The organism is Micromonospora rosaria (genome assembly GCF_001567585.1).
Classification (GTDB): Bacteria; Actinomycetota; Actinomycetes; order Mycobacteriales; family Micromonosporaceae; genus Micromonospora; species Micromonospora rosaria.
The window spans coordinates 1-22,234 of record NZ_LRQV01000119.1 but is presented as its reverse complement, the minus strand read 5'-3'; the positions used below and the strand labels follow the sequence as shown (position 1 = coordinate 22,234).

Below are 22,234 nucleotides of genomic sequence, written 5' to 3'. Positions count from 1 at the left end.
TGGGGTGGGTGGACAGGTCGGCCTCGGCCAGTGTGGGTGGATCCAGCACCAGCGCCGGCCGGCTGTCCTCGATCACGGTGCGGATCCGGGCGGCCGGGTACCCGGGGTCCACCGGGACGTAGGCGGCGCCGGCCTTCCCCACCGCCAGCAGCGCCGCCACCAGGTCGGGCGACCGGGGCAGCAGCACCACGACCCGGGACTCGGGGGCGACGCCGCGCCCGATGAGCCAGTGCGCCAGCCGGTTGGCCCGTTCGTCGAGGTGCTGGTAGGTCAGGGTGTGCCCGTCGTGTTCGACGGCGACCGCGTCCGGTGTCGCCGTGGCCCGCGCGGCGATCAGGTCGGCGACGGTGGCGTGGGGTACGTCGGCTGCGGTGTCGTTCCACCGGTGCAGGACCCGGTCGCGCTCGTCGTCGGTCAGGATGTCGATCGCGCCGACGGTGGTCCGTGGTCGCGCCGCGATCTGCCGCAGCACCCGGGTCAGCCGGTCGGCGACGGCGACCGCCTCGCGCTGGTCGAGGGCGTCGTGCTGGTACTGCAGGGTCAGCCGCAGCAGCGGGTCGGCGGCGGCGATGACGGTCAGCGGGTAGTGGGTCGGGGCGTGCGGTCGGATACCGGTCACGGTCAGGTCCGAGGCCGCGACGCCGGCCCGGTCGACGGGGAACGACTCGAACACCATGAGGGTGTCGAACAGCGTGCCGAGTCCGGTCGAGCGCTGGATGTCGGCCAGTCCGAGGTGGTGGTGTTCGCCCAGCGCGGCCTGGGTGTCCTGCAGGCGCCGCAGCAGGTGCGGCAGGTCGTCGGCGGGTGCGCACCGCACCCGGACCGGCACGGTGTTGATGAACATGCCGATGGCGTCGTCGACGCCCGCCAGGTCGGCGGGCCGTCCCGCCACGGTCGCGCCGAAGACCACGTCGTCGCGTCCGGTCAGTCCGGCGAGCACGATCGCCCACGCGCCCTGGACGAGGGTGTTGACGGTGACGCCGAGCGCGGCGGCGCGGCGGGCGAGCAGGGCGGCGTCCTCGCTGGACAGCGCGGCGGTCACCGCGCCGCTGCCGGCGCGGTGCCGGCGGGGGCCCGGCGCGAGCAGGGTCGGCTCGGTCACCCCGGCCAGTTCGTCCCGCCAGGCGTCCGCCGACCGTACCGGGTCCTGCCGCGACAACCAGCGCAGGAAGTCCTGGTAGCCGGCGGTCGACGGCGCGGCCGGCTCGCCGCCGTGCGCCGCGTACGACCGCATGAGCTCCCGTCCGATCAGCGGTACCGACCAGCCGTCGAACAGCACGTGGTGGGCGGTGAGCACGAGTTCGGCTCGGTCCGGTCGGATCGTGACGAGGGTGAGCCGCAGCAGCGGTGGCCGGTCGACGTCGAAGGGGGTGGTGCGCTCGGCGGTGAGGATCTCCTCGAGTTGTTTCTCGGCTGCGGGGTGGCCCGTGAGGTCCAGGTGATTCCAGGTCAGGGCGACGTCGTCCACGACGACCTGTACGGGCTCACCGTCGGTGGCCGACGGGAAGGCCACCCGCAGGTTCGGGTGCCGGTCGAGCAGGGCCTGGCCTGCGGCGCGCAGGCGGGTCGCGTCCACCGGGCCGGTGAGCCGGAACACGAACTGGGTCTGGTACGCGCCGGCGGCCGGGTCGCCGAGCATCGTGTGGAACAGCAGGCCCGCCTGCAGCGGGGTGAGCGGCCACACGTCGCCCAGCGGACCGAACCGCTGCCGCCAGGTGTCCAGGTCGGCCTGGGTGACCCGCACCAGCGGCACGTCGGACGGGGTGAGCCCGGTCCCGCCGGTGGCCACCAGCGTCCGCAGGCCGCGCAGGGCGGTGGACCAGGTGTCGGCCAGGTCGCGGACCTCGTCGGCGGTGAGGACCCCGGTGGCGAAGGTGAACAGGGCGGTGAGCTGCGCGTCGTCGCCGGCCCCGGTCACCAGGGCGTTGACCTCCAGCGCGCTGAGCGCGGGCATCGCCGGGTGGGGTGCGGCCACCAGCGCGTCGCACTCCGGGGCGGGGGTCCAGCCGGCGTGGTCACCCGTCCGGGGGGCGTCGGCGGCGAAGTGGCCGAGGAAGTTGAAGCCGATGTCGTCCGCCGGGTAGTGGCGCAGCTCCGCTGCGGTGTCGTCGTTGAGGTAGCGCAGCAGGGTGTAGCCGTTGCCGTCGGCGGGTAGCCGGCGTCGTTGCTCCTTGACGCGCGTGAGCGCCTGCCCGGCGGCGGGTCCGCCGGCGATCGCCTCGGCGACGTCGATGCCGGCGAGGTCGAACCTGACGGGGTGCAGGCTGGTGAACCAGCCGACGGTACGGGAGAGGTCGGCGCCGGGCACGAGATCCTCGTGCCGCCCGTGTCCCTCCAGCCGTACCACCGTCGGGGCGTCGGTGCTGCCGCGCCGGTGGCGGGCCACCGCCAGGACCAGGGCGGTGAGCAGCACGTCGTCGACGCCGCTGCGGTACGCCCGGGGTACCGACGTCAGCACCGCCGCGGTGAGGTCGGCGGGCAGCGACATCCGGACGGTGTCGGTGTGCGCGGTGACGTCCACCGCCGGGTCCAGCGGTCGGGTTCCGACCGGGTGGGCCGCTCCGGCGAGCAGGTCCCGCCACAGCGGTAGCTCGGCCGCGCGTTCCGGCCGCGCCGCCTCGTCGGACAGCGCCCGCAACCAGCGCCGCAGGGAGGTGCCGACGGCGGGCAGCACCGGCGCCGCGCCCACCCGGACCTGCTGCCAGGCGTGGGCCAGGTCGAGCAGCAGCACCCGCCAGCTCATCCCGTCGACCACGAGGTGGTGCGCCGCCACCAGGAGGCGGCCCGGCGCGTCGGTCCGTGGCTCGAACCACACCAGCCGGAGCATCCGTCCCGCCCGCGCGTCGATGTCCCGCACCGTGACGGCCGCCTCGGCGCGCAGCAGGGCCGGCCAGGCCGGGCCGGTCCACTCGCCGGGACAGGACACCCGCCGGATCAGGCCGGCCGCCGGCACCGTCCGGGGCGGGTGCACGAGGAGGCCGTCGTCGACCAGCCGGGAGCGCAGCACGTCGTGCCGGTCGAGGACCGCGCCGATCGTCGTGACCAGGCCGTCGTGGTCCAGCCCGGCCGGCAGTTCCAGGACCAGCCACTGGGCCAGCCGGTCCAGGCCGGGACCACGGTCGGCGATCAGCCGGGCCATCGGCGGCAGCGGCAGCAGACCGACACCGCCGCCGTCGAGTTCGGCGAGCGTCGCGGTGGTGTCGCGGGTCGCGGCGTCGGCCAGCGCGGCGACGGTACGGCACTCGAACACGGTGCGCGGGCTGAACGTCAGGCCGTCGGCGCGAGCGCGGGCCACCACCTGGATCGCGCGGATGCTGTCCCCGCCGAGGGTGAAGAAGTCGTCGTCCAGCCCGACCTGGCTCAGCCCGAGCACCTGGGCGAACGCCTCGGCCAGCAGGCGTTCCCGCGCCGTCCGGGGTGGCCGGTAGGCGCGTGCGACGAACTCCGGCTCCGGCAGGGCGGTGCGGTCGAGTTTGCCGCTGGTGCCCAGCGGCATCCGGTCCAGGACGACGACGGCGGCGGGGACGAGATGCGCCGGTAGCCGGGCCGCGAGGAAGCCGCGCACCTCGGTGAGGTCCAGGCCGGCGTGCAGGTCCCAGGTCGTGTCGTCGTGCCCGACGCTGCGGGAGATCGCCGGCACGACGTAGGCGACCAGTTGGGCCGCGCCGTCGGCGCCGCGGCCGGCCCGGGCGAGGACGGCGGCCGTCGAGATCCCGGGGTGGGCGGCCAGCGCCGCCTCCACCTCCGCGGGCTCGACCCGGAAGCCGCGGATCTTGACCTGGTGGTCCACGCGTCCGTGGAACTCCAGGTCCCCGTCGGTGTTCCAGCGGGCCAGGTCACCGGTGCGGTACATGCGCTGCCCGGGCGGCCCGAACGGGTTGGCGACGAAACGGTGCGCGGTGAGGCCCGGACGGGCGTGGTAGGCCCTGGCGAGGCCGGCGCCCGCGATGTACAGCTCGCCGCGTACCCCGTGGGGGACGAGCCGGAGGTCGCTGTCCAGCACGAGCAGCGTGAGGTTGTCGATGGGGGTGCCGATCGCGACCGTGGTGGCGTCCGGCCGGTACTGCCAGGCGGCGACCTCCACCGCGGCCTCGGTCGGCCCGTACAGGTTGTGCAGCGGCACGGCGAAGAGCCGGTGGAAGCGGGCGGCGAGGTCGGCGGGGAGCGCCTCGCCGCTGCAGACGACGCGGCGCAGGCTGGTGCAGGAGGCGGCGGCGTCGGGGGTGGCGAACTCGGCGAGCATCGACGGGACGAAGTGGAGCACCGTGATCGCGTGCCGTTGGATCACCTCGGCGAGGTAGGCGGGGTCGCGGTGGCCGTCCGGGCGGGCGAGCACCAGGGTGGCGCCGGTGATCAGGGGCCAGAAGATCTCCCAGACCGACACGTCGAAGGAGGTCGACGTCTTCTGCAGCACCCGGTCGGTGGGGTCCAGCGGGTGCCGGTCCTGCATCCACAGCAGCCGGTTGACGATCGCGGCGTGGGAGACGATCGCGCCCTTGGGCTGTCCCGTCGATCCCGACGTGTAGATCATGTACGCCGGGTTCGCGGTGGCGTGGGGGGTGACCGTCGTCGGCCCGTCGGCCAGCGGCGCCTTGTCCACTGCGATCACGGGGATGCCGGTCGTGCCGAGCGCCGCGACGGTCTCCGTGACGCCCAGCAGCAGGGCGGGCCGCGCGTCGGCGAGCATGAACCGTACCCGGGTGGCGGGGTAGTCCGGATCGACGGGCACGTAGGCCGCACCCGCCTTGAGCACCGCGACCAGCGCCACGACCAGCTCCAGCGACCGGGGGACGGCCACCGCGACGAACCGCTCCGGTCCCGCGCCGGCCTCGGTCAGCAGGCGGGCGAGCCGGCCGGACCGGTCGGCCAGGTCCCGGTAGGTGAGGTTGTCGCTGCCGAAGCGCACGGCGGTCGCGTCGGGGGTGGCGCGAGCCTGCCGCTCCAGCAGCTCGGTCAGGGTCACGTCCGGCCGGGTGACGGCCGGGCCCGCGCACCGGGCCAGCAGCGCCTGCCGCTCGTCGGCGTCGAGCGCGCCGCCGCCCACGGGTGCCGCCGGGTCGGCCATCGTGGCGCGGAGGAAGGTCACGAACCTGCTGGCCAGACCGGCGACGTCCGGCTCGTCGTACAGCGTGCTCGGCGCGTCGAAACGCACGTGGAGGTCGCTGGCGGGGGTGCCGTCGGGGTAGACGCTGATCATGATCTCGTCGGCGAGGCCGAAGGTGCCGCCGGCGAAGCGTGCCACGCTGCCCGCCAGGTCGAGCGCCTCGACGAACGGGATGATGTTGACGATGGCGCCGAACGGGCTGCGGGCGTCGGCGGCCCGCCCGGTGGCTCGTCTGATCAACGCGGTCTCGTGCCGGGCGTGCCGGAGCACGGCCAGGCGTTCCCGGCGCAGGGCCGCGGCCAGGTCCACGAGGTTGGTGCGGGGGGTGACCTGGACCTGGATCGGCACCCGGTTGGAGAACAGGCCGAGCGACCGGCGCAGCGGACCGGTGCGGTGGTTGACCGTGATGGTGTGCAGTGGTCTGGTCACGTCGCACAGGTGCCGCAGGTAGGCCGTGGCCGCCGCGGCGAGCAGGTCCTCGACGGTCGTGTCCGACGCCTGCGCGGCACGTCGCCAGGCGGCCACCTCGGCGGCCGGGACCGTCGTGGTGCGGGTCGTCATGCCCAGCGGGCGGGTCAGGGCGTCCCATTCCCCGGCCTCCACCGCCGGGGTGCCGGCCGCCGGCCGGACGCCGGTGGGTAGCTGCGCCGCGGTCGGTTCCCCGGCGAGGTAACCCTGCCAGAAGCGTTCGGCGTCGGCGAACCGATGCGAGGACGTGTACCGGCGGTCTGCCTCACCCGCGTCGGTCGGAGACCACGCGACGTCGCCGGGGACGGGGGTGTGGTCCCGCCGGGCCCGGTAGACCTGCGCGATCCGCTGGGACAGCAGGTCGAGCACCCCGAACGCGTCGGTGAGGATGTGGTGGAAGGCCAGGACCAGGAGGTGCCGGGTGGGCCCGAGGCGGACCGACCCGATGCGCAGGAGCGCGTCCGTGCCGAGGTCGAACGGCCGGGCCGCCAGGTCGGCCACGAGCTCGCGCGCGGCGGCGGCCGGGTCGTCGGCGCCGCTCACGTCGACGTGGAACGGTCTCCAGTTCCGCAGGTCGTGGGGGACCAGCCACAGCCGGTCGTCGTCGCGGCGGAAGTTCACCGCCAGGGCACCGGCCTCGGCGACCACCGTGGTGACCGTCGCCGTGAGCAGCGGCACGTCGAGCTCACCGTCGACATCCCACAGCGAGACCACGTTGTTCGGCCGCTCCGGTGCGAACTCCTGCGCCAGCCACATGGCCTCCTGCGCTGACGTCACAGGGCTCTGCCCCATCCACGTATCCCTTTCGCGGTCGGTGCTTCGGATCACCCGGCGCTCACCCCGTCGGCCGGGACCTCTGGCGCAGGACGTCCGAGATCAGCCCACCGGCGTCGCTGGCCAGGTGGAAGTGCCCGCCGGGTCGTACCCGGAGCGTGAACTCACCCGAGGTGACGGCGGCCCAGTCCGCCAGCCCGGCCTCGTCCACGAGCGGGTCGCCGGCACCGTGGTAGCAGGTGACCGGACACGACAGCGGCCGGGCACCGGGCCGTGGTCGGTAGGTTGTATGTGCCCGCAGATCCGAGCGCAGCGCCGGCAGCAGCAGCTCACGCAGCTCGGCGTTGCCGGCGATCCCCGGCTCGATGCCACCCAGCCCGCACAGGGTCTCCCAGAAGCGGTCGTCGGGTGCCAGGTGGATGGTCGGGTCCTTCATCCGGCCCGGGGGCAGGCACGCGGAGGCGCAGAGCGCTCGCGGCTCCGCGCCGGTGTCCCGCAGCGCCAGGGCCGTCTCGTAGGCCACCACCGCGCCCAGGCTGTGCCCGAACAGGATCTGGTCGCGGTCCGGCAGGCGCAGCAGCTCCGCGGCGGCGTGACCGGCCATCGCCGGCACGTCGTCCACCAGCGGCTCGAGGAACCGATCACCGCGTCCCGGGTACTGCACCGCCACGAGTTCGACGTCGGGGGGCATCAGCGCGGCCCATCCGGCGAACGACGCCGCCGACCCGCCGGAGTGCGGGAAGCAGACCACGCGCAGGGACGGGGCGACGGCGTGGGTCACGGGGCGCAGCCAGCCCCGGTGCCGTGTCCGGCCCATCCCACCGCCTTTCTCGGTAGCCCTCCCGGTCGCCCGGGTCGCCGCGCCGGGCCGTACCGCCCGGCGCGTTCGATTCCCGCCGCCCTCCCGTCGTCGACCCGTGCGGAGGCCCGGGTCACGCCGTGCCGGTCACCCGCCCATCGCCTCGATCAGGCTCTTGGGCCGCAGGTCGGTCCAGTTCCGCTCCACGTAGTCCAGGCACGCGGCCCGGGTGTCCCGGTCGTGCGCGACGTGCCAGCCCTGCGGCACGTCGCAGAAGGACGGCCAGAGCGAGTGCTGTCCCTCGTCGTTGACCAGGACCAGGAATTCGCCGTCAGGATCGTCGAAGGGATTCACGCTCACTCCTCGGTCGGGATGATGCGGTGCCACCCCAGGGTCGGGCCGGTGGCGTCGTGCGGACATCGGGGATGACCACAGTTATGCCGTCCGGCCCGTGTCGGCCGCCCGCGCCGGCAGTGGTCCGGCGGCCCGCGAGAGCAGGTCCGACACCAGCGTGTGGGCGTGCTCGACCAGGTAGAAGTGTCCGCCCGGAAAGGCCCGTACGTCGAAGTCGGAGCGGGTCACCGAGGCCCAGCCGGCGGCGTCCCGGTCGTTGACGTCGCGGTCGTCGACGCCGTGGTAGGCCGTCACGGGGATCGGCAGCGCCTCGGCGGCCCGCCCGGCTCGCTCCCGGTCGTACCCCTCGACGATGCCGCAGTCGGCCCGGTAGGCGGGCAGGACGAGGTCCCGCAGCTCCGGCCGGGTCAGGAACTCCGCCGGGGTGTGGCCCAGCTCGGCCAGGGAATCGATCAGCGCGTCGTCGTCGGCCGTCGCCAGCCCCTCCGACCCACCCGCGCCGGGTGCCGCCCGGCCCGAGACGAACAGGCCGGTCAGGTGCCGGGCAGGCAGCCGGCGGGCGACCTCGTAGGCGACCAGGGCACCCATGCTGTGGCCGAAGAGCACCAGGGGTACGCCGCGCAGTTCCGCGACGACCTCCGCGATCGGCGTCGCCAGCTGCGGCATCGTGGTGGCCGGCGGCTCCAGGATGCGGTCCTCCCGGCCGGGGTACCGGACGGCGATCAGCTCCACGTCCCCGGGCACGGCGGGCGCCCAGGTGCGGAAGAAGCTCGCGCTGCCGCCGGCGTGGGCGAAGCAGAGCAGGCGCAGTCGTGGCGCGGGGCTGGCCCGGATGACCCGCAGCCAGCGGCCGGTCAGGATACGTCCGTCGGTACTCATCGCCGCCCAGCCTGTCGGCCGGTGGAGGACGCGACATCCGCGATGGCCGTGGTTACGGGCCAGCCGGCTGGCGTAACGGCGCTGATCACGGATGCTCCCGACCGGGCCCGCGCCGAATCATCCAGACATCGCCACGCGGGCGCGGAACGGCCCTGCCCGCTCCGGCGGACCTCCGGCGACGGGACGACCGGACCCCGGCGAAGGGACGAGATGAGCAACGCGGAGACCGGGCACCACCCCAAGGACACGCTGGTGGACGTGTGGGATGCCGTCGTACGCGGACAGCCCGGCGACCGGGAAGGGGGTGCGCTGTGATGGCACCCAGTGGCGTGATGTTCGTCCGCTGGCCGGCGCAGAGCGACCTGCGGAACCAGGCGAGACGCGACGGCGTCCCGCGACTGCTGGTGGTCGAGGCGGGAGCTGAGCCGCCGATCTGCGACGACCCGATCGAGGACTGGGTGCGTGCGCCCATCTCCCGGGTCGACCTCAACGCCCGCGTCATCACGTTGAGGAACCGGCTCGTCAGTCGTCGACTACCCGTTCTCGACTCGGCCGGGAAGCTCTCCATGGGGGCCGCGTCGATCACGATCTCCAGCGCGCAGGCCGTGTTGATGGAGATGCTGATCGAGCAGTTCGGCGACGTGGTCTACCGGGAGGAGTTGACCCAGCGGCTCTCCGACCGGGTGGTCCGGCCCACGAGGAACCTGCTCGATCTGCACATCATGCGGCTGCGCCGCCGGCTGCTGCCGCTCGGACTGGTCATCCGGACCGCCTGGGGCCGGGGCTACCTGCTGGAGCTCGCGACCGACGAGGCGACGTCCCGGGCCACCGGGGACGTCGAGGAGCATCCCGCGCCGAGGTCGGAAAGCCGTCAGGCCAGTTGAGCCGGGGCCACCGGCGCGGTGGGCGGGCCTGACCGGGGCGGTCGGCACGGTCGGCGATCCGCCTGTCGTCCGGCGGTGCCGGGGCGCCACGACGGTGGTGATCGTCGGTAGTGTGGCGCCCGTGGGCGGACCTTCCGGCCGGCGTGGGAGCTGACGTGGCTGACGACCCGATGTTCGCCGTTCTCGTGGCCGCGAACGTCGCCCTGAGCGTGTACGCGCTCTGGCAGGTGGTGCGCGGGTGGCGCGCCACGCGGCGGGGCGAGGCCCGGAATCCCCTGTTCAAGGCCGGCGTGACCCGGCTGCTGCTGTCCGCCGCGCTGTGGATAGTGGTCTTCCTCTACACGCCCCTCAGCCATGACCTCGGTCCGGCGACCGGGATCGTGGCCCTGGTTGCCGTGGTGGCGCTGTCGCTGCTCACGGTGCTCGTGGACCGCCGTCGACGGCAGGTGGCGCGCACACCGCATCGCTGACGCCCCAGGCCGGCGGCCGGGTGGCCGCGACGCTGCGGTCACCGTTGCGGCCCTTCCCGCGCGGTGGGGGCACGCTGTGCAGCGACAGACGGTGCGCCTGCTGGTCGTAGCGCCAGGGCGGTTCAGTGTGGGCGAGTCCGGTCGGTGTGGTGGCGGGTCGGGGGTGACGCGGGCCGCACGGGGATCTCCAGGATGGTCGCGACGGCGTGGTCGGCGTCGACCAGGTGCTCCTCCAGGGTGGGCCCGGCGACGGTCAGGCCACGGCGGTGCAGCCAGTCGAACAGGTCGAGGCCGGCCCGGACCACCCCCGTCGCCGGTGGGACGACGGTTCGCACCACCGTACGGGCGGGCAGGTCGAGCCGGTCGCCCCCGCCGTCGGCGGTGACGGCCGCGACGAAGTCCCCGGTGGGTCGCCCGTCGAGCCAGGTGAGCAGCGTCGTCGGCGGTGGGGGGCACAGGGCGGCCAGCGCCGACGGATGGGCGATGCGCAGGTGCCGGACGTGCAGGCGGCGCGCGCCGACCGAGGCCAACTGGGGCAGGACGGACGTCGGTGCGGCGAGCCGGTCCTCGGCTGCGGCCACGGTGGCGGTCTTGGCCGCGATGTCGCGCCAGAGGTCGGCCACGGTGTCGGCCAGGGCCTGCCGGAGGTGCGTGTCGGGGGCGTCCACGACGTCGGTGATCTGACGCAGGGACAGGCCGAGGTGCCGCAGTCCCCGGATGCGTTCCAGCCGGGCCAGTTCGGACACCCCGTACCACCGGTAGCCGGTGGCGCGGTCCACCGTGGCCGGCACGAGGAGCCCGATCTTGTCGTAGTGGCGCAGGGTGCGTTCGGTCACCCCGGCCATCCGCGCCAGCTCTCCGATCCGCCACACGGCGCCGTCCTCCCGCCTTGACCTTTCCCCTGCGTCAGGCTTCTAGCCTGCCGCCATGAATGCCGCTGACGCTCGCTTCCCGGCCCGGCTGACGGGCACGCTGCTGTTGAGTTCGCTGGTGGCCATGCTCGCGGGCGTGGCCCTCGTCGTACCGATGGGGCTGACCCTGAATCCGGCCGACCCCGCCGCCGTGCTGACGGCCGTGCACACCCGGGTCGCGTCGCACCTGATCGGGCTGGGCCTCGACGTCGTCGGCTGGCTCGCCCTGCTCGCGGCCGGGCTCGTGCTGGCCGCCCGCCCCTGCGAGCATAGGTCGCCGGTGGGGATGCTCGCCGGTGGGTTGCTGGCCTGCGCGGGCCTGGCGGGCCTGCTGCACGACGCCGGGAACCTGGCGCTGACCCAACTGGCCGCCGACCCCACCGACCCGACGGCCGCCACGGTGGCCGGGGCGGTCATCCTCACCGCCAAGTGGACGGTCAACCTGGCCGGGCTGCTCTGGGTCGCCGCGACCGTGACGACCGCCCTCGGCGTACCGCTGCCCACCGCGCTCCGCCGCGCCGGCGTGATCGCCGCGGTCTCCGGCCTCGCCGCGGTCCTGCTGCCGTGGACGACCGGGACCGACGGCCCGTCGGCGTCGCTGGAACAGCTCGGCTACGGCCTCCACCTCCCGGTGATGCTCTGGTACGGCGCTCTGGGCTGGTGGTTGCTCCGGACGACCCCGCCGGCCACGCGGGGGTAAACCCCGCCATGGCCAGGTGGTGCTGCGGACTCTTCACCTGCGGGTTCGGGGTTCGAGTCCCTGGCGGCGCACCAGCAGCAAGGCGAAGGTCAGCGTCAGGAGCGCGGATGGTTGTGGGTACGTGTTCGACCGGTTCCTTGGCTGGCCCGGCAGCATGTGCCGGATCGGCCGGTCTTGAGCCCCTCAACGAGTGGTGGGTGTGGGCCGGTAGGCTCGACAAGGTGGAAATCGAGCCTCGTCCTGAGCAGGTGTCACGGCAACCGAGTGAGCTGGAGCAGGAGGCCGCCGCGACGGCGCTGCGGGAGGCGGTCGGCGAGGGCCGGCTGACCCTGGAGGAGTTCAGCGATCGGGTCGGGGCGGTGTGGGCGGCCGAGCGCATCGAGGATCTGGAGCGGGCGATGGCCGGGGTGGTGGTGCAGCCACCTCCGGTCGGGAGTACGCAGACCGTGTCGACCGTGGTCGCGATCCTCGGCGATCAGCGGCGGGTGGGACGGTGGCGGTTGCCGGCCCGGCTGCGGACGTTCAGTCTGCTCGGCGATGTCCACCTCGACCTGCGGACGACTGTCTGCGCCGAGGCCGTCGTGGAGATCGAGGCGTGGAGCCTCCTGGGCGACATCAAGATAACGGTGCCCGACGGGGTGGACGTCGAGCTTGCCGGGATCGGCCTGCTCAGCGACCGTGAACTCCAGCTGGCCCCGATCCCCCCGGTGCCGGGAACACCGCGGATCCGGATCAGGGCGCACACCCTGCTCGGCGATGTGAAGGTCCGGTCGACGGGCTCCGGCAAGGACGTGGTGGGCTGGCGTCGTTGGTTGCTGGGCCAGCAGTCGGCACCGGGCTCCGGCCGGTAGCCACCGTCACCACCCCCGGGTAGGGCGGCGTTGCCCAGGTCGTCGGCGACCTGGGCATCTGGCCGCCAGCCCACCACACCCGCACGAGTCGTCCCGCCCGTGCCCACCGTGGCAATGACGGGCTCGTCCTCCTCGTGCTCAGAGCAGTGTGAACTCGTAGATCGACGAATCGATGTGGATCATCCCTCGCTCGTCCGCGGCGGCGGCGATGGCAGGGGTCCACCCGATCAGCGTCCCGGGGATCTCGATCCGGTTCGAGTGGTGTTTGCGCGCGGAGAAGCCCATCCGCACCGCGAGGGCCACGATGGAGTACGGGTCACCCATCGTGTCGCTGGTGTTCATGAAGACGTGGCCGCCGGCTGCGAGGTGCGGTTTCACCTCGTGGAAGAAGCGCTGGTGGAGGGCGTAGCCCGGGTCGAACACCGAGTGCTCGATCGGCCGGTCGTAGACGCGGTCCTCCCTCGCCCGAACGAGGGGCGGGTTGGACACGATCAGGTCGAAGACGTCCTCGGGGCCGAGTTCGTGGAACAGGTCGCTGGTCAGCGCCTCGACCTTGGGTCCGACGTCGTGCGCCTTGGCGTTGAGTTCGGTGTTGGCGACCGCGGCCGGGTTGATGTCGGTCGCGACGACGCGTTCGCAGCCGCGCATGGCGGCCACCACGCTCGTCACGCCCGCCCCGCACCCGATCTCGAGGAACCGGGTGCCGGGACCCAGGGGCAGCGCGGAGGTGAACACCTCGGTCGCCGGATCGGGGGGCCACACCTCGGGCAGCACGGACCAGGTCGATCCCATGAGCTGTTTGGTGCCGCCGACCTTGATGAGCGAGTCGGCCTGGGCGACCAGCCAATCGCCGACGTCGTCAGCGAACGTTCGGTCCATGATTCTTCCTCGGGGCTCGGATTTTGTCATTGCGGCCGACGACCCGTGACGCCAGTTGCCCGGTCCGGTTAGCACCTGCAAAGCCCTGCGCCGGCTGGGGGCACGGTAACCGCCTTACGGTGTCGTTGCCAAGCAGTGAGCGGTGCTCCCTGACCGGGGAAAGCGGAACGGTAGCCGACGGCCGGCGGCGGGCCGAGCAGTGAGCGTCGCTATGTGTGATGAAGGTGGGCCGGGCATCGCGGATTCGGTACCGGCTTCGCGCGTTGTGTTCAATCGGAGACCAACTGCGCGTGGAACGCGTCGAGTCCGATGGTGCCGATTTCCGGCTTGCCCCGGGAGGGCTCAGTTGCCCCCGGGATCGGCCCGCCGGGCGGTGGCGGTCCGCGCGCTTCACTCTGATTGTCTCGATTGAGGACGGTGCGGCAGGGTTGTGCCGTCGCGCCTTGGCCGGTGCCGTACGGGCGCGCCGAGGTGGCTGGCCGGCAGGCTTGCGGTCTGTCCCCTGTGGAGCGAAAAAAATTCGTTGCGCCGCTGCGGCTCGGCGGATCATCTACGTATATCGACTCCTGCCCGGTTTTGACCGGTAATGCTGCAGAACAGAAGGCTTTGACGATGATATGTCCTGGCCGTTGGGGTGTGAATTGTTACCGGCATGATCACCAGATGGGGTAGACGATGTCGCCCAGAAGCGGTCCGCAATTGGATGGCTACGAACCGTAGCGTCGGTTGTGCCTTTACGGCCCGCAGGGCTCTGTGTATTATCCGTCGCACGAAGTTCTGAACCTGACACAACTCGCGACGGTGGGGGAGCGAGAGCCTGTTGCCGGGTTCCACTTATTCGTGGAGTGGATCCGAACAACGGGGTAATCGTGCAAGAAGCGCCGGGTCGATAGTGGGCCCGACGTCGTCGCGTGGTGTGCGAATACGAATGTTGGGAAGACGTCCGCGTATCTGCGCGTGCGTTTTTCCACCATTACCGGGGGCGGCTAGGGAATGGCGACAGTAGGGGTCATCGGCGCGGGTGTGATGGGCAAGGATGTGGCCATCACGTGCGCGGCCAACGGTTACGACGTGATCTTGTCCGATCACGATCCCGACGTGCTGGCCGCCGCGCCCCGCGATCTCCGGCAACTCGTCCGGAAGTTCCGGATGATGTCCCCGGCCGCAGCCGCCTGGAAGGCCGACGAGATCCTCGGCCGCATCCGCTACGGCGCCGACCTCGGCGAACTCGCCGGGGCCGACTGGATCGTCGAGAACATCGTCGAGGACCTGGCCGCGAAGGAGCGGCTGTACCTCGCTCTCCGCGACGTCTGTGGCGAGAGCGTGCGGATCGCGGTCAACACGAGCTGCATCTCCATCACCAAGCTCGCCGCCTGCACCCCACGGCCCCAGAACGTCGTCGGCATCCACTTCATGAACCCGGTTCCGCTGCTGGAGTGCGCGGAGGTCGTCCGCGGCTACCACACGTCGGACGACACGATCAAGCAGGCCGAGGAGTTCGTCCGCTCGCTGGGCAAACGATCCATCGTGGTCAACGACATGCCCGGCTTCGTGTCGAACCGGCTGTCGCACCTGTTCATGAACGAGGCGGCCTTCCTGGTGCACGACGGCGTCGCCGGGCCGGAGCAGGTCGACGCCATCTTCAAGCTCGGGTACGGGCACAAGATGGGGCCACTGGAGACCGCCGACCTCATCGGCCTGGACACGGTGGTCAACTCCCTGAACGTGCTCTACGAGGAGTTCCAGGACAGCAAGTTCCGCGCCTGCCCGACGCTGAAGAAGATGGTCGCCGCGGGCCTGCTGGGACGGAAGAGCGGCCAGGGCTTCTACACCTACGCGGCCCGCTGAGCCCACCCGTACCACCGAACCTCCTCACCCCGCTGAACCACCTCCCTGAGTCACCCATGCAGTCATCCACTGCACCGCCGAGCAGCGAGCCCTTGGAGGACTCCGATCCATGAAGATGGCGAAGTGCGTCGTCTGGGACCTCGACGACACGCTGTGGCACGGCACCCTGTCGGCCGGCGATGACCTCGTCCTCCGCGACGGTGTGGTCAACGTGATCAAGACCTTGGACGCCCGCGGCATCCTCCAGTCGGTGGCCAGCAAGAACAACCACGACGACGCGCTGCGCAAGCTCGAAGAGGTCGGCCTCGCCGAGTACTTCCTCTACCCGCAGATCAACTGGAACAGCAAGTCCAGCTCCGTCGCGGCGATCCGGGAGAAGCTGAACATCGGCATCGACACGATCATGTTCGTGGACGACCAGCCGTTCGAGCGCGACGAGGTCGCCTTCGTCCACCCGGACGTCGAGACGATCGACTCGGCGGATCTGGGCGGCATGCTCTCGATGCCGCGGCTGTCGCCCACGGTGGTGACCGAGGACGCCGCCCGACGCCGGCAGATGTACCTGGAGGACCAGGCACGCAACGAGGCGGAACTCGCCCACCAGGGAGCCTCGGACGAGTTCCTCGGCGGGCTCGACATGATCTTCACGATCTCCCGGGCGAAGGGCGGCGACCTGCTGCGGCTCGCCGAGCTGACCGAGCGCACCAACCAGCTGAACTCCACCGGCATCCAGTACTCGCACCAGCAGCTCGAAGAGCTGATGCACAGCCCCGACCACGACCTCTGGGTCTGCGAGCTGACCGACCGCTACGGCTCGTACGGCAAGATCGGCGTGGCGCTGGTGGAGAAGCAGGACGACCGCTGGACGGTCAACCTCCTGCTGATGTCGTGCCGGACGGTGTCCAAGGGCGTGGGCACGGTCCTGCTGTCCTTTCTGTTGAACCGGGCCGCCGAGAACGGGAAGCGCTTCTTCGCCCGTTTCCGCCGTACCGACCGGAACCGCCAGATGTTGGTGACCTACCAGTTGGCGAACTTCCGCGTCGTGTGGCGCGAGGGCAACGACTACCTGTACGAGAACGATCTCGCGGTCCGCCCGGAATACCCCGGGTACATCAAGGTCAAGATCGATGCGTGACGAGGTGGTGGCGAACATGGCCGACGTGATGGTGGCGGATGCTGCGGCAAAGATCCGGGGATACCTGCGGGAGAACATGACCGCGTTCCAGGACGTCGAGTTGGACGACGAGGACAACATCTTCGAGCGCGGCTACTTCACGTCGTTGTTCGCGATGCAACTCCTGCACTACGTCGAGTCGACGTTCGACATCGAGGTCCCGGACGACTACATCATCCTGCAGAACTTCAGTTCGGTCCGGCGTCTCGCGGACATGGTCGGTGAGCTGAAGGCTTCGGCCGGTGAGTGACACAGGCCGGTCCGACGTCATCGCGCGAGCGAGACTGTTCGCCGAGACCGAGTTGGCGCCCCGGGCCGCGGAGTTCGACCGTGACGAGTTCCTGCCGCAGGACGTCATCACGAAGATGGCGGCGAACGGTTTCCTCGGCGCGTCGATTCCGACCGCGTGGGGCGGACTCGGCCTCGATCCGCTGGAGTACGGCGAACTCACCGAGGCGATCGGCAAGGCCTGCGCGTCCACCCGGGCGTTGCTGACCGTCCACACCTCCATCGTGGCCGGGACGCTGCTGGATCTGGCGTCGAAACGGCTCAAGGGCAAGTACCTGGCCGCCCTCGCCCGCGGCGAGAAGATCGGCTGTTTCGCGCTGTCCGAGGAGGGCGCCGGGTCGGACGCGGCCTCGGTCGCCACGTCGTACATCCGCAAAGGCGACTCGTTCGTCCTCAACGGGCGCAAGAAGTGGATTTCCTTCGCCGGTGTCGCCGACCTGTTCCTGGTGCTGGCGTCCGACAACGGCGTCCCGAGCGCGTTCATGGTGGAGCGCGACATGCCCGGCGTACGGACCCGGCCCATGTCCGGCTTCCTGGGCAACCGCGCGACCCACATCGCGGAGGTCGAGTTCGACGACGTCGAGGTGCCGGCCGAGAACCTCATCGCCGGCGTCGGCGCGGGCTTCGGCTTCGTGGTGAACACGGCCCTGCTGCACGGCCGGTACAGCATCGCGTGGGCTGGTGTCGCGCTGGCGCAGGCGGCGCTGGAGGAGATGTGCTCCTACGCGACGCGCCGTGAGCAGTTCGGGGTCAAGATTGGCACCCAGCAGTTGGTGCAGAAGATGGTCGCCGACACGGTCACCAACGTCGCCGCGGCCCGGGAGCTGTGTCGCAGCGCGGGCCGGTCGCTCGCGCGGCGCGACGCCGACGCGGCCACGGAGACGATCATCGCGAAGTACTTCTCGTCCACGATCGCCCAGCGCGCGACGTCGGACGCGGTCCAGGTGCTGGGCGGGAACGGGTGCTGGTCGGGATACCCGGCGGAACGCCTGTTCCGGGAGGCGAAGATCCTCGAAATCATCGAGGGCACCTCCCAGTTGCAGCAGATCCTGATCGCCGACGTCGGCTACAAGAAGTTCGCCCGGAAGGCCTAGGGCGATGAACCGTGTCCGATCCCGCGCGTCGCGAACACCCCGGAGACCGTCATGGCAAGCACCCCGTGTGACCGGGTGGTGAGGCACCGGTGACCATTCCCTGGATCCTCGGCGCGCCGACCGAGCAGTCGCTGCGCGACATCGCCGGGCGGCTGGGCGACCTCGTCGAGAACAGCGGCGTCGATCCCCTGGACGTGGGCCGCACGCTGGCGGCCCGACCGCCGCACGCGCACCGGGCCGTGCTGCTGGGCGGCGACGACCTCGCCGCGTCGTTGCGCCTGCTCGCCCAGGGGCGGCCGAGCCCGCACGTGGTACGGGGTACGGCTGCGGCCGTGGCCCGCCCGGCGTTCGTCTTCCCCGGCCAGGGCGCGGTCTGGCCCGGTATGGCCGAGGAGCTGCTCGACTCCGCGCCGGTGTTCGCCCGGCGCGTGGAGGACTGCGCCGACGCGCTGGCGCCACACGTGGACTGGTCGCTGGTCGACGTGCTGAGGTCGGACTCCCCGGACCTGTACCAGCAGACCGACGTCGTGCAGCCGGTGCTGTTCGCGATCATGGTCGCGCTCGCCGAGCTGTGGCGCTCCTACGGCGTCGAGCCGCACGCGGTCGTGTCGCACAGCATCGGCGAGGCCGCCGCCGCCTACGTGTCCGGGGCGCTGTCCCTGGACGACGCCGCGAAGACCGCCGTGCTGTGGAGCCGCGCCCAGTCGACGCTGGCCGGCCGGGGCGGCATGGCCGTGGTGGCGCTGCCGGTGGACGAGGTGACCTCGTGGTTCGCCGAGCGTGGCCACGACGTCGACGTCTCCGGCGTGATGGCGCCGCGCACGGTGGTGGTCTCCGGTGACAGCGCGGTGCTCGCCCTCGCCGCCGAGCAGTTGCGCGCCGCGGGCGTCTACGCGCACGTGACATCCGTGCCGCTGGCCGCGCACTCGCCGCGCGTCGAGGAGGTACGGGACACCGTGCTGACCTCGCTCGCGTCGATCAGCCCGCGAACCTCGGACATCCCGTTCTACTCCGGCATGACCGGTGGGACGTTCGACACCGCCGGGCTGGACGCGGAGTACTGGTACCACAACCTGCGCCGGCCGATGCTCTTCGAGAGCGCCACGAGGGCGATGCTGGCCGACGGCTACCAGGCGTTCGTCGAGCTGAGCGCGCACCCGGTGCTGACCCTGGCCACGCGGCAGACCGTGGAAGCCGTCGGCGCGACGGTGCCGGTGCTCACCTCGCTGCGCCGCGACCAGCAGCGCATCGAACACTTCCTGACCTCGCTTGCCGAGGCGCACGTGCAGGGTGTCGCGGTGGACTGGGAGCCGGTGCTCGCCGGGCGCGGCCGGCCGATCGACCTGCCCGACCTGGACCTGCCCGCGTCGGCCGGCTCCGGGGCGTACGCCGCGCCGACCCGGCCGGCCGCCACCGGCCCGGCGCTGGCGAGCCTGGTGTCCGCGCAGGTCGCGGGCGTGCTCGGGATCGGCCCCGAGCTGGCCCGTGACGACCACGCCAAGAGTCTGTTCGAGCTGGGCTGCACGTCGATGCAGTTGATCGAACTCCAGAGCGGGCTGGCCCGGGAACTCGGCGTCTCGCTGGAGAGCACGTTCATCATCGACCACCCCACCGCGGACGCGCTCACCGACGAGCTGACCCGCCGGGTCGAGCGGGGCCGCGAGCCGACCCGGGCGCGCAGTGCCGCCCCGGTGTCGCCGGGCTCGTTCGCCGCGGAGCCCGTCGCGGTGGTCGGCATGGCGTTCCGGCTGCCCGGCGGCATCAGCACCCGGGAGCAGCTCTGGGAGACGCTCAGCGGCAAGGTCGACGTGGTCCGGGAGGTACCCGCCGACCGGTGGTCGCACAGCGACCTGGACACCAGCGAGGTGACCACCACCCAGGGCGGCTACCTCGACCAGGTGGACCAGTTCGACCCGCTGTTCTTCAGCATCTCGCCCGCCGAGGCCGAGTCGATCGACCCGCAGCAGCGTCTGCTGCTGGAGCTGACCTGGGAGGCGCTCGAGGACGCCGGGATCAACCCGGCCACGGCGGGGCGGGACCGGCGCGTCGGCGTCTTCGTCGGTATCTACAACAACGACTACACCCAGGTCGGCAAGAACCTCGGTCACCCGGCCGAGCGGTACACCTACACCGGCAACATGGCCAACTCGGCAGCCGGGCGGATCTCCTACAGCTACGGCTTCGACGGTCCCAGCCAGGCGATCGACGCGGCCTGCGCGTCCTCGCTGTACGCGCTGCACCAGGCCGGGCGGGAGCTGCGGCAGGGCGGCTGCGACATGGTCGTCGCCGCGGCGGTGAACCTGATCCTCAGCCCGGAGGGCCACGTGTCGTGGTCGCGGCTGCAGGCGTTGTCGCCGACCGGGCGGTGCCGCAGCTTCGACGACGGCGCCGACGGCTACATCCGCAGCGAGGGCGGGACGGTCGTCATCCTCAAGCGGCTCTCCGACGCCGAACGCGACGGCGACGACATCCTGGCCGTGATCAGCGGATCGGCGATCAACCACAACGGTCAGGGCGGTGGGTTCACCGTCCCGAGCGGCGCCGCCCAGCAACGCGCGGTCGAGGCCGCGATGGCCGAGGCGGGCGTCGGGATCGAGGACGTCTCCTACGTCGAGGCCCACGGGTCGGGTACGCCGATCGGCGACCCGCAGGAGCTCAACGCCCTGGCCCGGGTCTTCGCCGGCCGGACCGGCAAGCTGTACGTCGGCAGCGTCAAATCCAACCTCGGGCACCTGGAGTCCGCCGCGGGTATGGCGGCGCTGTGCAAGGTGATCGTGTCGATGCAGCACGGCCGCCTCCCGGCCACCCTGCACTTCCGCGAGGGCAACCGCCTGATCGACTGGGACGCCACCCCGATCGAGGTGGTGGCCGACGAGATCGCGTGGCAGCCGACCGGCGGCCGGCGTCGCGCCGGGATCAGTTCCTTCGGCATCAGCGGCAGCAACGCCCACATGATCGTGGAGGAGTACCAGCCGAAGCCGCGCCCCGCGCCGCCCGCGTCCTCCGGTCTGCCGCGCCTGCTGCCCGTCTCCGCGAAGTCGGACGCGGGGCTGCGCACCGCCCTGCGGAACCTGGCCGAGTGGAGCGAGGGCACCACCGCCGACCTCGCCGACATCGCCCACACGCTGGGTACCCGACGAGCGGGCCTGCGACACCGGGCGGCACTGGTCTGCGACTCCGTCACCGGCATCCCGGCCGCGGTCGAGGCGGCGCTGGCCGCCGGGACCACCCGTGATCCGGTGGACCCGGGCCAGGTGTTCGTCTTCTCCGGCCAGGGCACGCAGTACCCGGGCATGGCGCGGGAGCTGTACCAGCACGCCGAGCTGTTCCGGCGCGAGTTGGACGAGATCGACCGGGTGTTCCGCCGGATCGGCGACGTCTCCCCGATCGAGGCCATGTTCGGCGACGACGAGGCGTCGTTCCGGTCACCGCGGCACACCCAGCCCATGATCTTCGCGGTCGGGTTGGCGCTCGCGCGGTACTGGCAGGCGCTCGGCGTCACCCCGTCGGCCGTGATCGGCCACAGCATCGGCGAGTACGCCGCGGCCTGCTTCGCCTCCGTCATGAGTCTCACCCAGGCGGTCGACCTGGTGACCCGCCGGGCGCGGGTCGTGGCGGCCTCGACCGGCGACGGCTCCATGGCGACGCTGCTGTGCTCCCGGGAACGGGCGGAGCAGCTCCTGGCCGACTACCCCGACGTCTCCGTCGCCGCGGTCAACGCCGCCGAGAACACCACCATCGCCGGGTCCGCCGAGAGCATGACCCGGGTGTTGAAGGCCGCGCGCAAGCAGCGGATCTTCACCGAGCGGCTGGACGTCTCGCACCCGTACCACTCGGTCCTGATGGCCCAGGCCGCCGACGACCTGTACGAGCAGATCCGGCACCACGAGTTCGACCCGCCGGCCATCACGTGGATCTCGACGCGGACCGGCGAGCCGGTCACCGCGGACGCGCCGATCGACGCGGCGTACTGGAGCCGGCACCTGGTCGAGCCGGTCCTGTTCCGGGCGGCCGTCGGCGCCGCGATCGACCGCGGCTCGCGGGTCTTCGTCGAGGTCGGCGCGACGGCCACGGTCGGCGGCCTGATCGCGCAGGAGTTCGCGGACACCGCCATCGTCGTCCCGAGCCTGCGGAAGGGACGTTCGGACTGCCGGCAGTTGCTGGAGAGCGCGGCCGAACTCTGGCAGTGGGGCCGGTCGCTGGAGTACGACCGGCTGCCCGGTGCGGCCGGCACCCTCGTCCGCGACCTGCCGCGCACGCCGTTCGACCGGCAGCGGATCTGGTTCTCCGACCGCGCCCCGGCGCGCACCGACGTAACCCGGTCGGCCGTCGCCGAAGACGTAACCCGGTCGGCCGTCGCCGATGAGGTGGCGCGGTCGGCCGTCGCCGAAGACGTGGCGCGGCCCGCCGTCGCCGAACTGGAAGGGAGCGGTGTCCAGCGGATGGCCGATCGCGAGCCGGTGCTCCTGTTCGTCAAGCAGTGTGTCAGCCAGGTCACCGGGGTGAGCGTCGACGCGATCGACGAGTCGGTGCAGCTCTTCGCGCTGGGCATCGACTCGCTGATGCTCGTCCAGTTGGGCAAGCGCGTCGAGGCCGAGTACGCCATCGACATCCCGATCAAGGCGTTCTTCGAGTCCCTCTACACGCCCGGCCTGCTGGCCGACTTCGTCCTCGACCACCGGCCCGCCGAGGTGGCGCCGGCACCCCCGGTACCTCCGGCGGTGCCCGTGGCCACCACGGTCCCGCAGCCGCGGGTC

Annotated in this window: 15 protein-coding genes; 9 read left to right on the top strand and 6 right to left on the bottom strand. The window is 72.0% G+C overall.

The window, feature by feature from the left end:
- The 4 genes from AWW66_RS24835 to AWW66_RS24820 all read right to left on the bottom strand — a co-directional run.
- On the bottom strand, positions 1-6,349 hold a 6,349-nt coding region (locus AWW66_RS24835), incomplete at its 3' end, for a non-ribosomal peptide synthetase (RefSeq protein WP_211272092.1).
- 58 nt (positions 6,350-6,407) lie between these two features.
- Positions 6,408-7,163 (bottom strand): thioesterase II family protein, encoded by a 756-nt coding sequence (locus tag AWW66_RS24830; RefSeq protein ID WP_067371053.1) that lies wholly within the window; start codon positions 7,161-7,163, stop codon positions 6,408-6,410.
- A 129-nt stretch (positions 7,164-7,292) separates the two neighbouring features.
- The gene (locus AWW66_RS24825) at positions 7,293-7,505 is read right to left on the bottom strand and encodes an MbtH family protein (RefSeq protein WP_067371051.1); all 213 of its coding nucleotides are present in this window, start codon (positions 7,503-7,505) and stop codon (positions 7,293-7,295) included.
- Between the two features lie 75 nt (positions 7,506-7,580).
- The gene (locus AWW66_RS24820; RefSeq protein WP_067371049.1) at positions 7,581-8,378 is read right to left on the bottom strand and encodes a thioesterase II family protein; all 798 of its coding nucleotides are present in this window, start codon (positions 8,376-8,378) and stop codon (positions 7,581-7,583) included.
- A 314-nt stretch (positions 8,379-8,692) separates the two neighbouring features.
- Between AWW66_RS24820 and AWW66_RS24815 the strand changes: the two genes are divergently transcribed.
- Both AWW66_RS24815 and AWW66_RS24810 read left to right on the top strand, forming a co-directional pair.
- On the top strand, positions 8,693-9,262 hold the full coding sequence (locus tag AWW66_RS24815) for a winged helix-turn-helix domain-containing protein (RefSeq protein WP_067371048.1): 570 nt from the start codon (positions 8,693-8,695) through the stop codon (positions 9,260-9,262).
- A gap of 155 nt (positions 9,263-9,417) precedes the next feature.
- On the top strand, positions 9,418-9,732 hold the full coding sequence (locus tag AWW66_RS24810; RefSeq protein WP_157527868.1) for a hypothetical protein: 315 nt from the start codon (positions 9,418-9,420) through the stop codon (positions 9,730-9,732).
- A gap of 122 nt (positions 9,733-9,854) precedes the next feature.
- Here AWW66_RS24810 and AWW66_RS24805 read toward each other — a convergent pair whose 3' ends face one another.
- Positions 9,855-10,604: a MerR family transcriptional regulator gene (locus tag AWW66_RS24805; RefSeq protein WP_067371045.1), complete on the bottom strand. Its 750-nt coding sequence runs from the start codon at positions 10,602-10,604 to the stop codon at positions 9,855-9,857.
- Between the two features lie 55 nt (positions 10,605-10,659).
- On the opposite strand from AWW66_RS24805, the gene AWW66_RS24800 reads away from it, so the two are divergent.
- Both AWW66_RS24800 and AWW66_RS24795 read left to right on the top strand, forming a co-directional pair.
- Positions 10,660-11,343, top strand: a complete 684-nt coding sequence (locus AWW66_RS24800) for a hypothetical protein (protein WP_067371044.1) — start codon at positions 10,660-10,662, stop codon at positions 11,341-11,343.
- 248 nt (positions 11,344-11,591) lie between these two features.
- Positions 11,592-12,194 carry a DUF1707 SHOCT-like domain-containing protein gene (locus tag AWW66_RS24795; protein ID WP_067371058.1) on the top strand — a complete coding sequence of 201 codons (603 nt, stop codon included), beginning with the start codon at positions 11,592-11,594 and terminating at the stop codon, positions 12,192-12,194.
- Between the two features lie 138 nt (positions 12,195-12,332).
- Here the strand turns inward: AWW66_RS24795 and AWW66_RS24790 are convergent, their stop codons facing one another.
- Positions 12,333-13,073 carry a methyltransferase gene (locus AWW66_RS24790; protein WP_211272091.1) on the bottom strand — a complete coding sequence of 247 codons (741 nt, stop codon included), beginning with the start codon at positions 13,071-13,073 and terminating at the stop codon, positions 12,333-12,335.
- Between the two features lie 993 nt (positions 13,074-14,066).
- Here AWW66_RS24790 and AWW66_RS24785 point away from each other — a divergent pair.
- The 5 genes from AWW66_RS24785 to AWW66_RS24765 form a co-directional block, all read left to right on the top strand.
- Positions 14,067-14,921 (top strand): 3-hydroxyacyl-CoA dehydrogenase family protein, encoded by an 855-nt coding sequence (locus AWW66_RS24785; RefSeq protein ID WP_067371042.1) that lies wholly within the window; start codon positions 14,067-14,069, stop codon positions 14,919-14,921.
- A 109-nt stretch (positions 14,922-15,030) separates the two neighbouring features.
- A complete protein-coding gene (locus tag AWW66_RS24780) occupies positions 15,031-16,056 on the top strand; it encodes an HAD-IIIC family phosphatase (RefSeq protein ID WP_067371041.1) in 1,026 nt (341 codons plus the stop codon).
- Entirely contained in the window at positions 16,049-16,345 is a 297-nt protein-coding gene (locus tag AWW66_RS24775; protein WP_211272089.1) for a phosphopantetheine-binding protein, read from the top strand. Before AWW66_RS24780 ends, AWW66_RS24775 begins: the two co-directional genes overlap by 8 nt.
- The gene (locus tag AWW66_RS24770) at positions 16,338-17,477 is read left to right on the top strand and encodes an acyl-CoA dehydrogenase family protein (RefSeq protein ID WP_067371039.1); all 1,140 of its coding nucleotides are present in this window, start codon (positions 16,338-16,340) and stop codon (positions 17,475-17,477) included. The genes AWW66_RS24775 and AWW66_RS24770 overlap by 8 nt, the downstream gene beginning before the upstream one ends.
- Positions 17,478-17,566: 89 nt before the next feature.
- Positions 17,567-22,234, top strand: a 4,668-nt coding sequence (locus AWW66_RS24765) for a type I polyketide synthase (protein ID WP_157527866.1), incomplete at its 3' end; no start/stop codon positions are given.

Coding starts and splice junctions, on each gene's coding strand:
- AWW66_RS24815 (WP_067371048.1), top strand. CDS start 8,693: ATGGCACCCAGTGGCGTGATGTTCGTCCGCTGGCCGGCGCAGAGCGAC.
- AWW66_RS24780 (WP_067371041.1), top strand. CDS start 15,031: ATGAAGATGGCGAAGTGCGTCGTCTGGGACCTCGACGACACGCTGTGG.
- AWW66_RS24800 (WP_067371044.1), top strand. CDS start 10,660: ATGAATGCCGCTGACGCTCGCTTCCCGGCCCGGCTGACGGGCACGCTG.
- AWW66_RS24790 (WP_211272091.1), bottom strand. CDS start 13,073: ATGGACCGAACGTTCGCTGACGACGTCGGCGATTGGCTGGTCGCCCAG.
- AWW66_RS24775 (WP_211272089.1), top strand. CDS start 16,049: ATGCGTGACGAGGTGGTGGCGAACATGGCCGACGTGATGGTGGCGGAT.
- AWW66_RS24830 (WP_067371053.1), bottom strand. CDS start 7,163: ATGGGCCGGACACGGCACCGGGGCTGGCTGCGCCCCGTGACCCACGCC.
- AWW66_RS24820 (WP_067371049.1), bottom strand. CDS start 8,378: ATGAGTACCGACGGACGTATCCTGACCGGCCGCTGGCTGCGGGTCATC.
- AWW66_RS24785 (WP_067371042.1), top strand. CDS start 14,067: ATGGCGACAGTAGGGGTCATCGGCGCGGGTGTGATGGGCAAGGATGTG.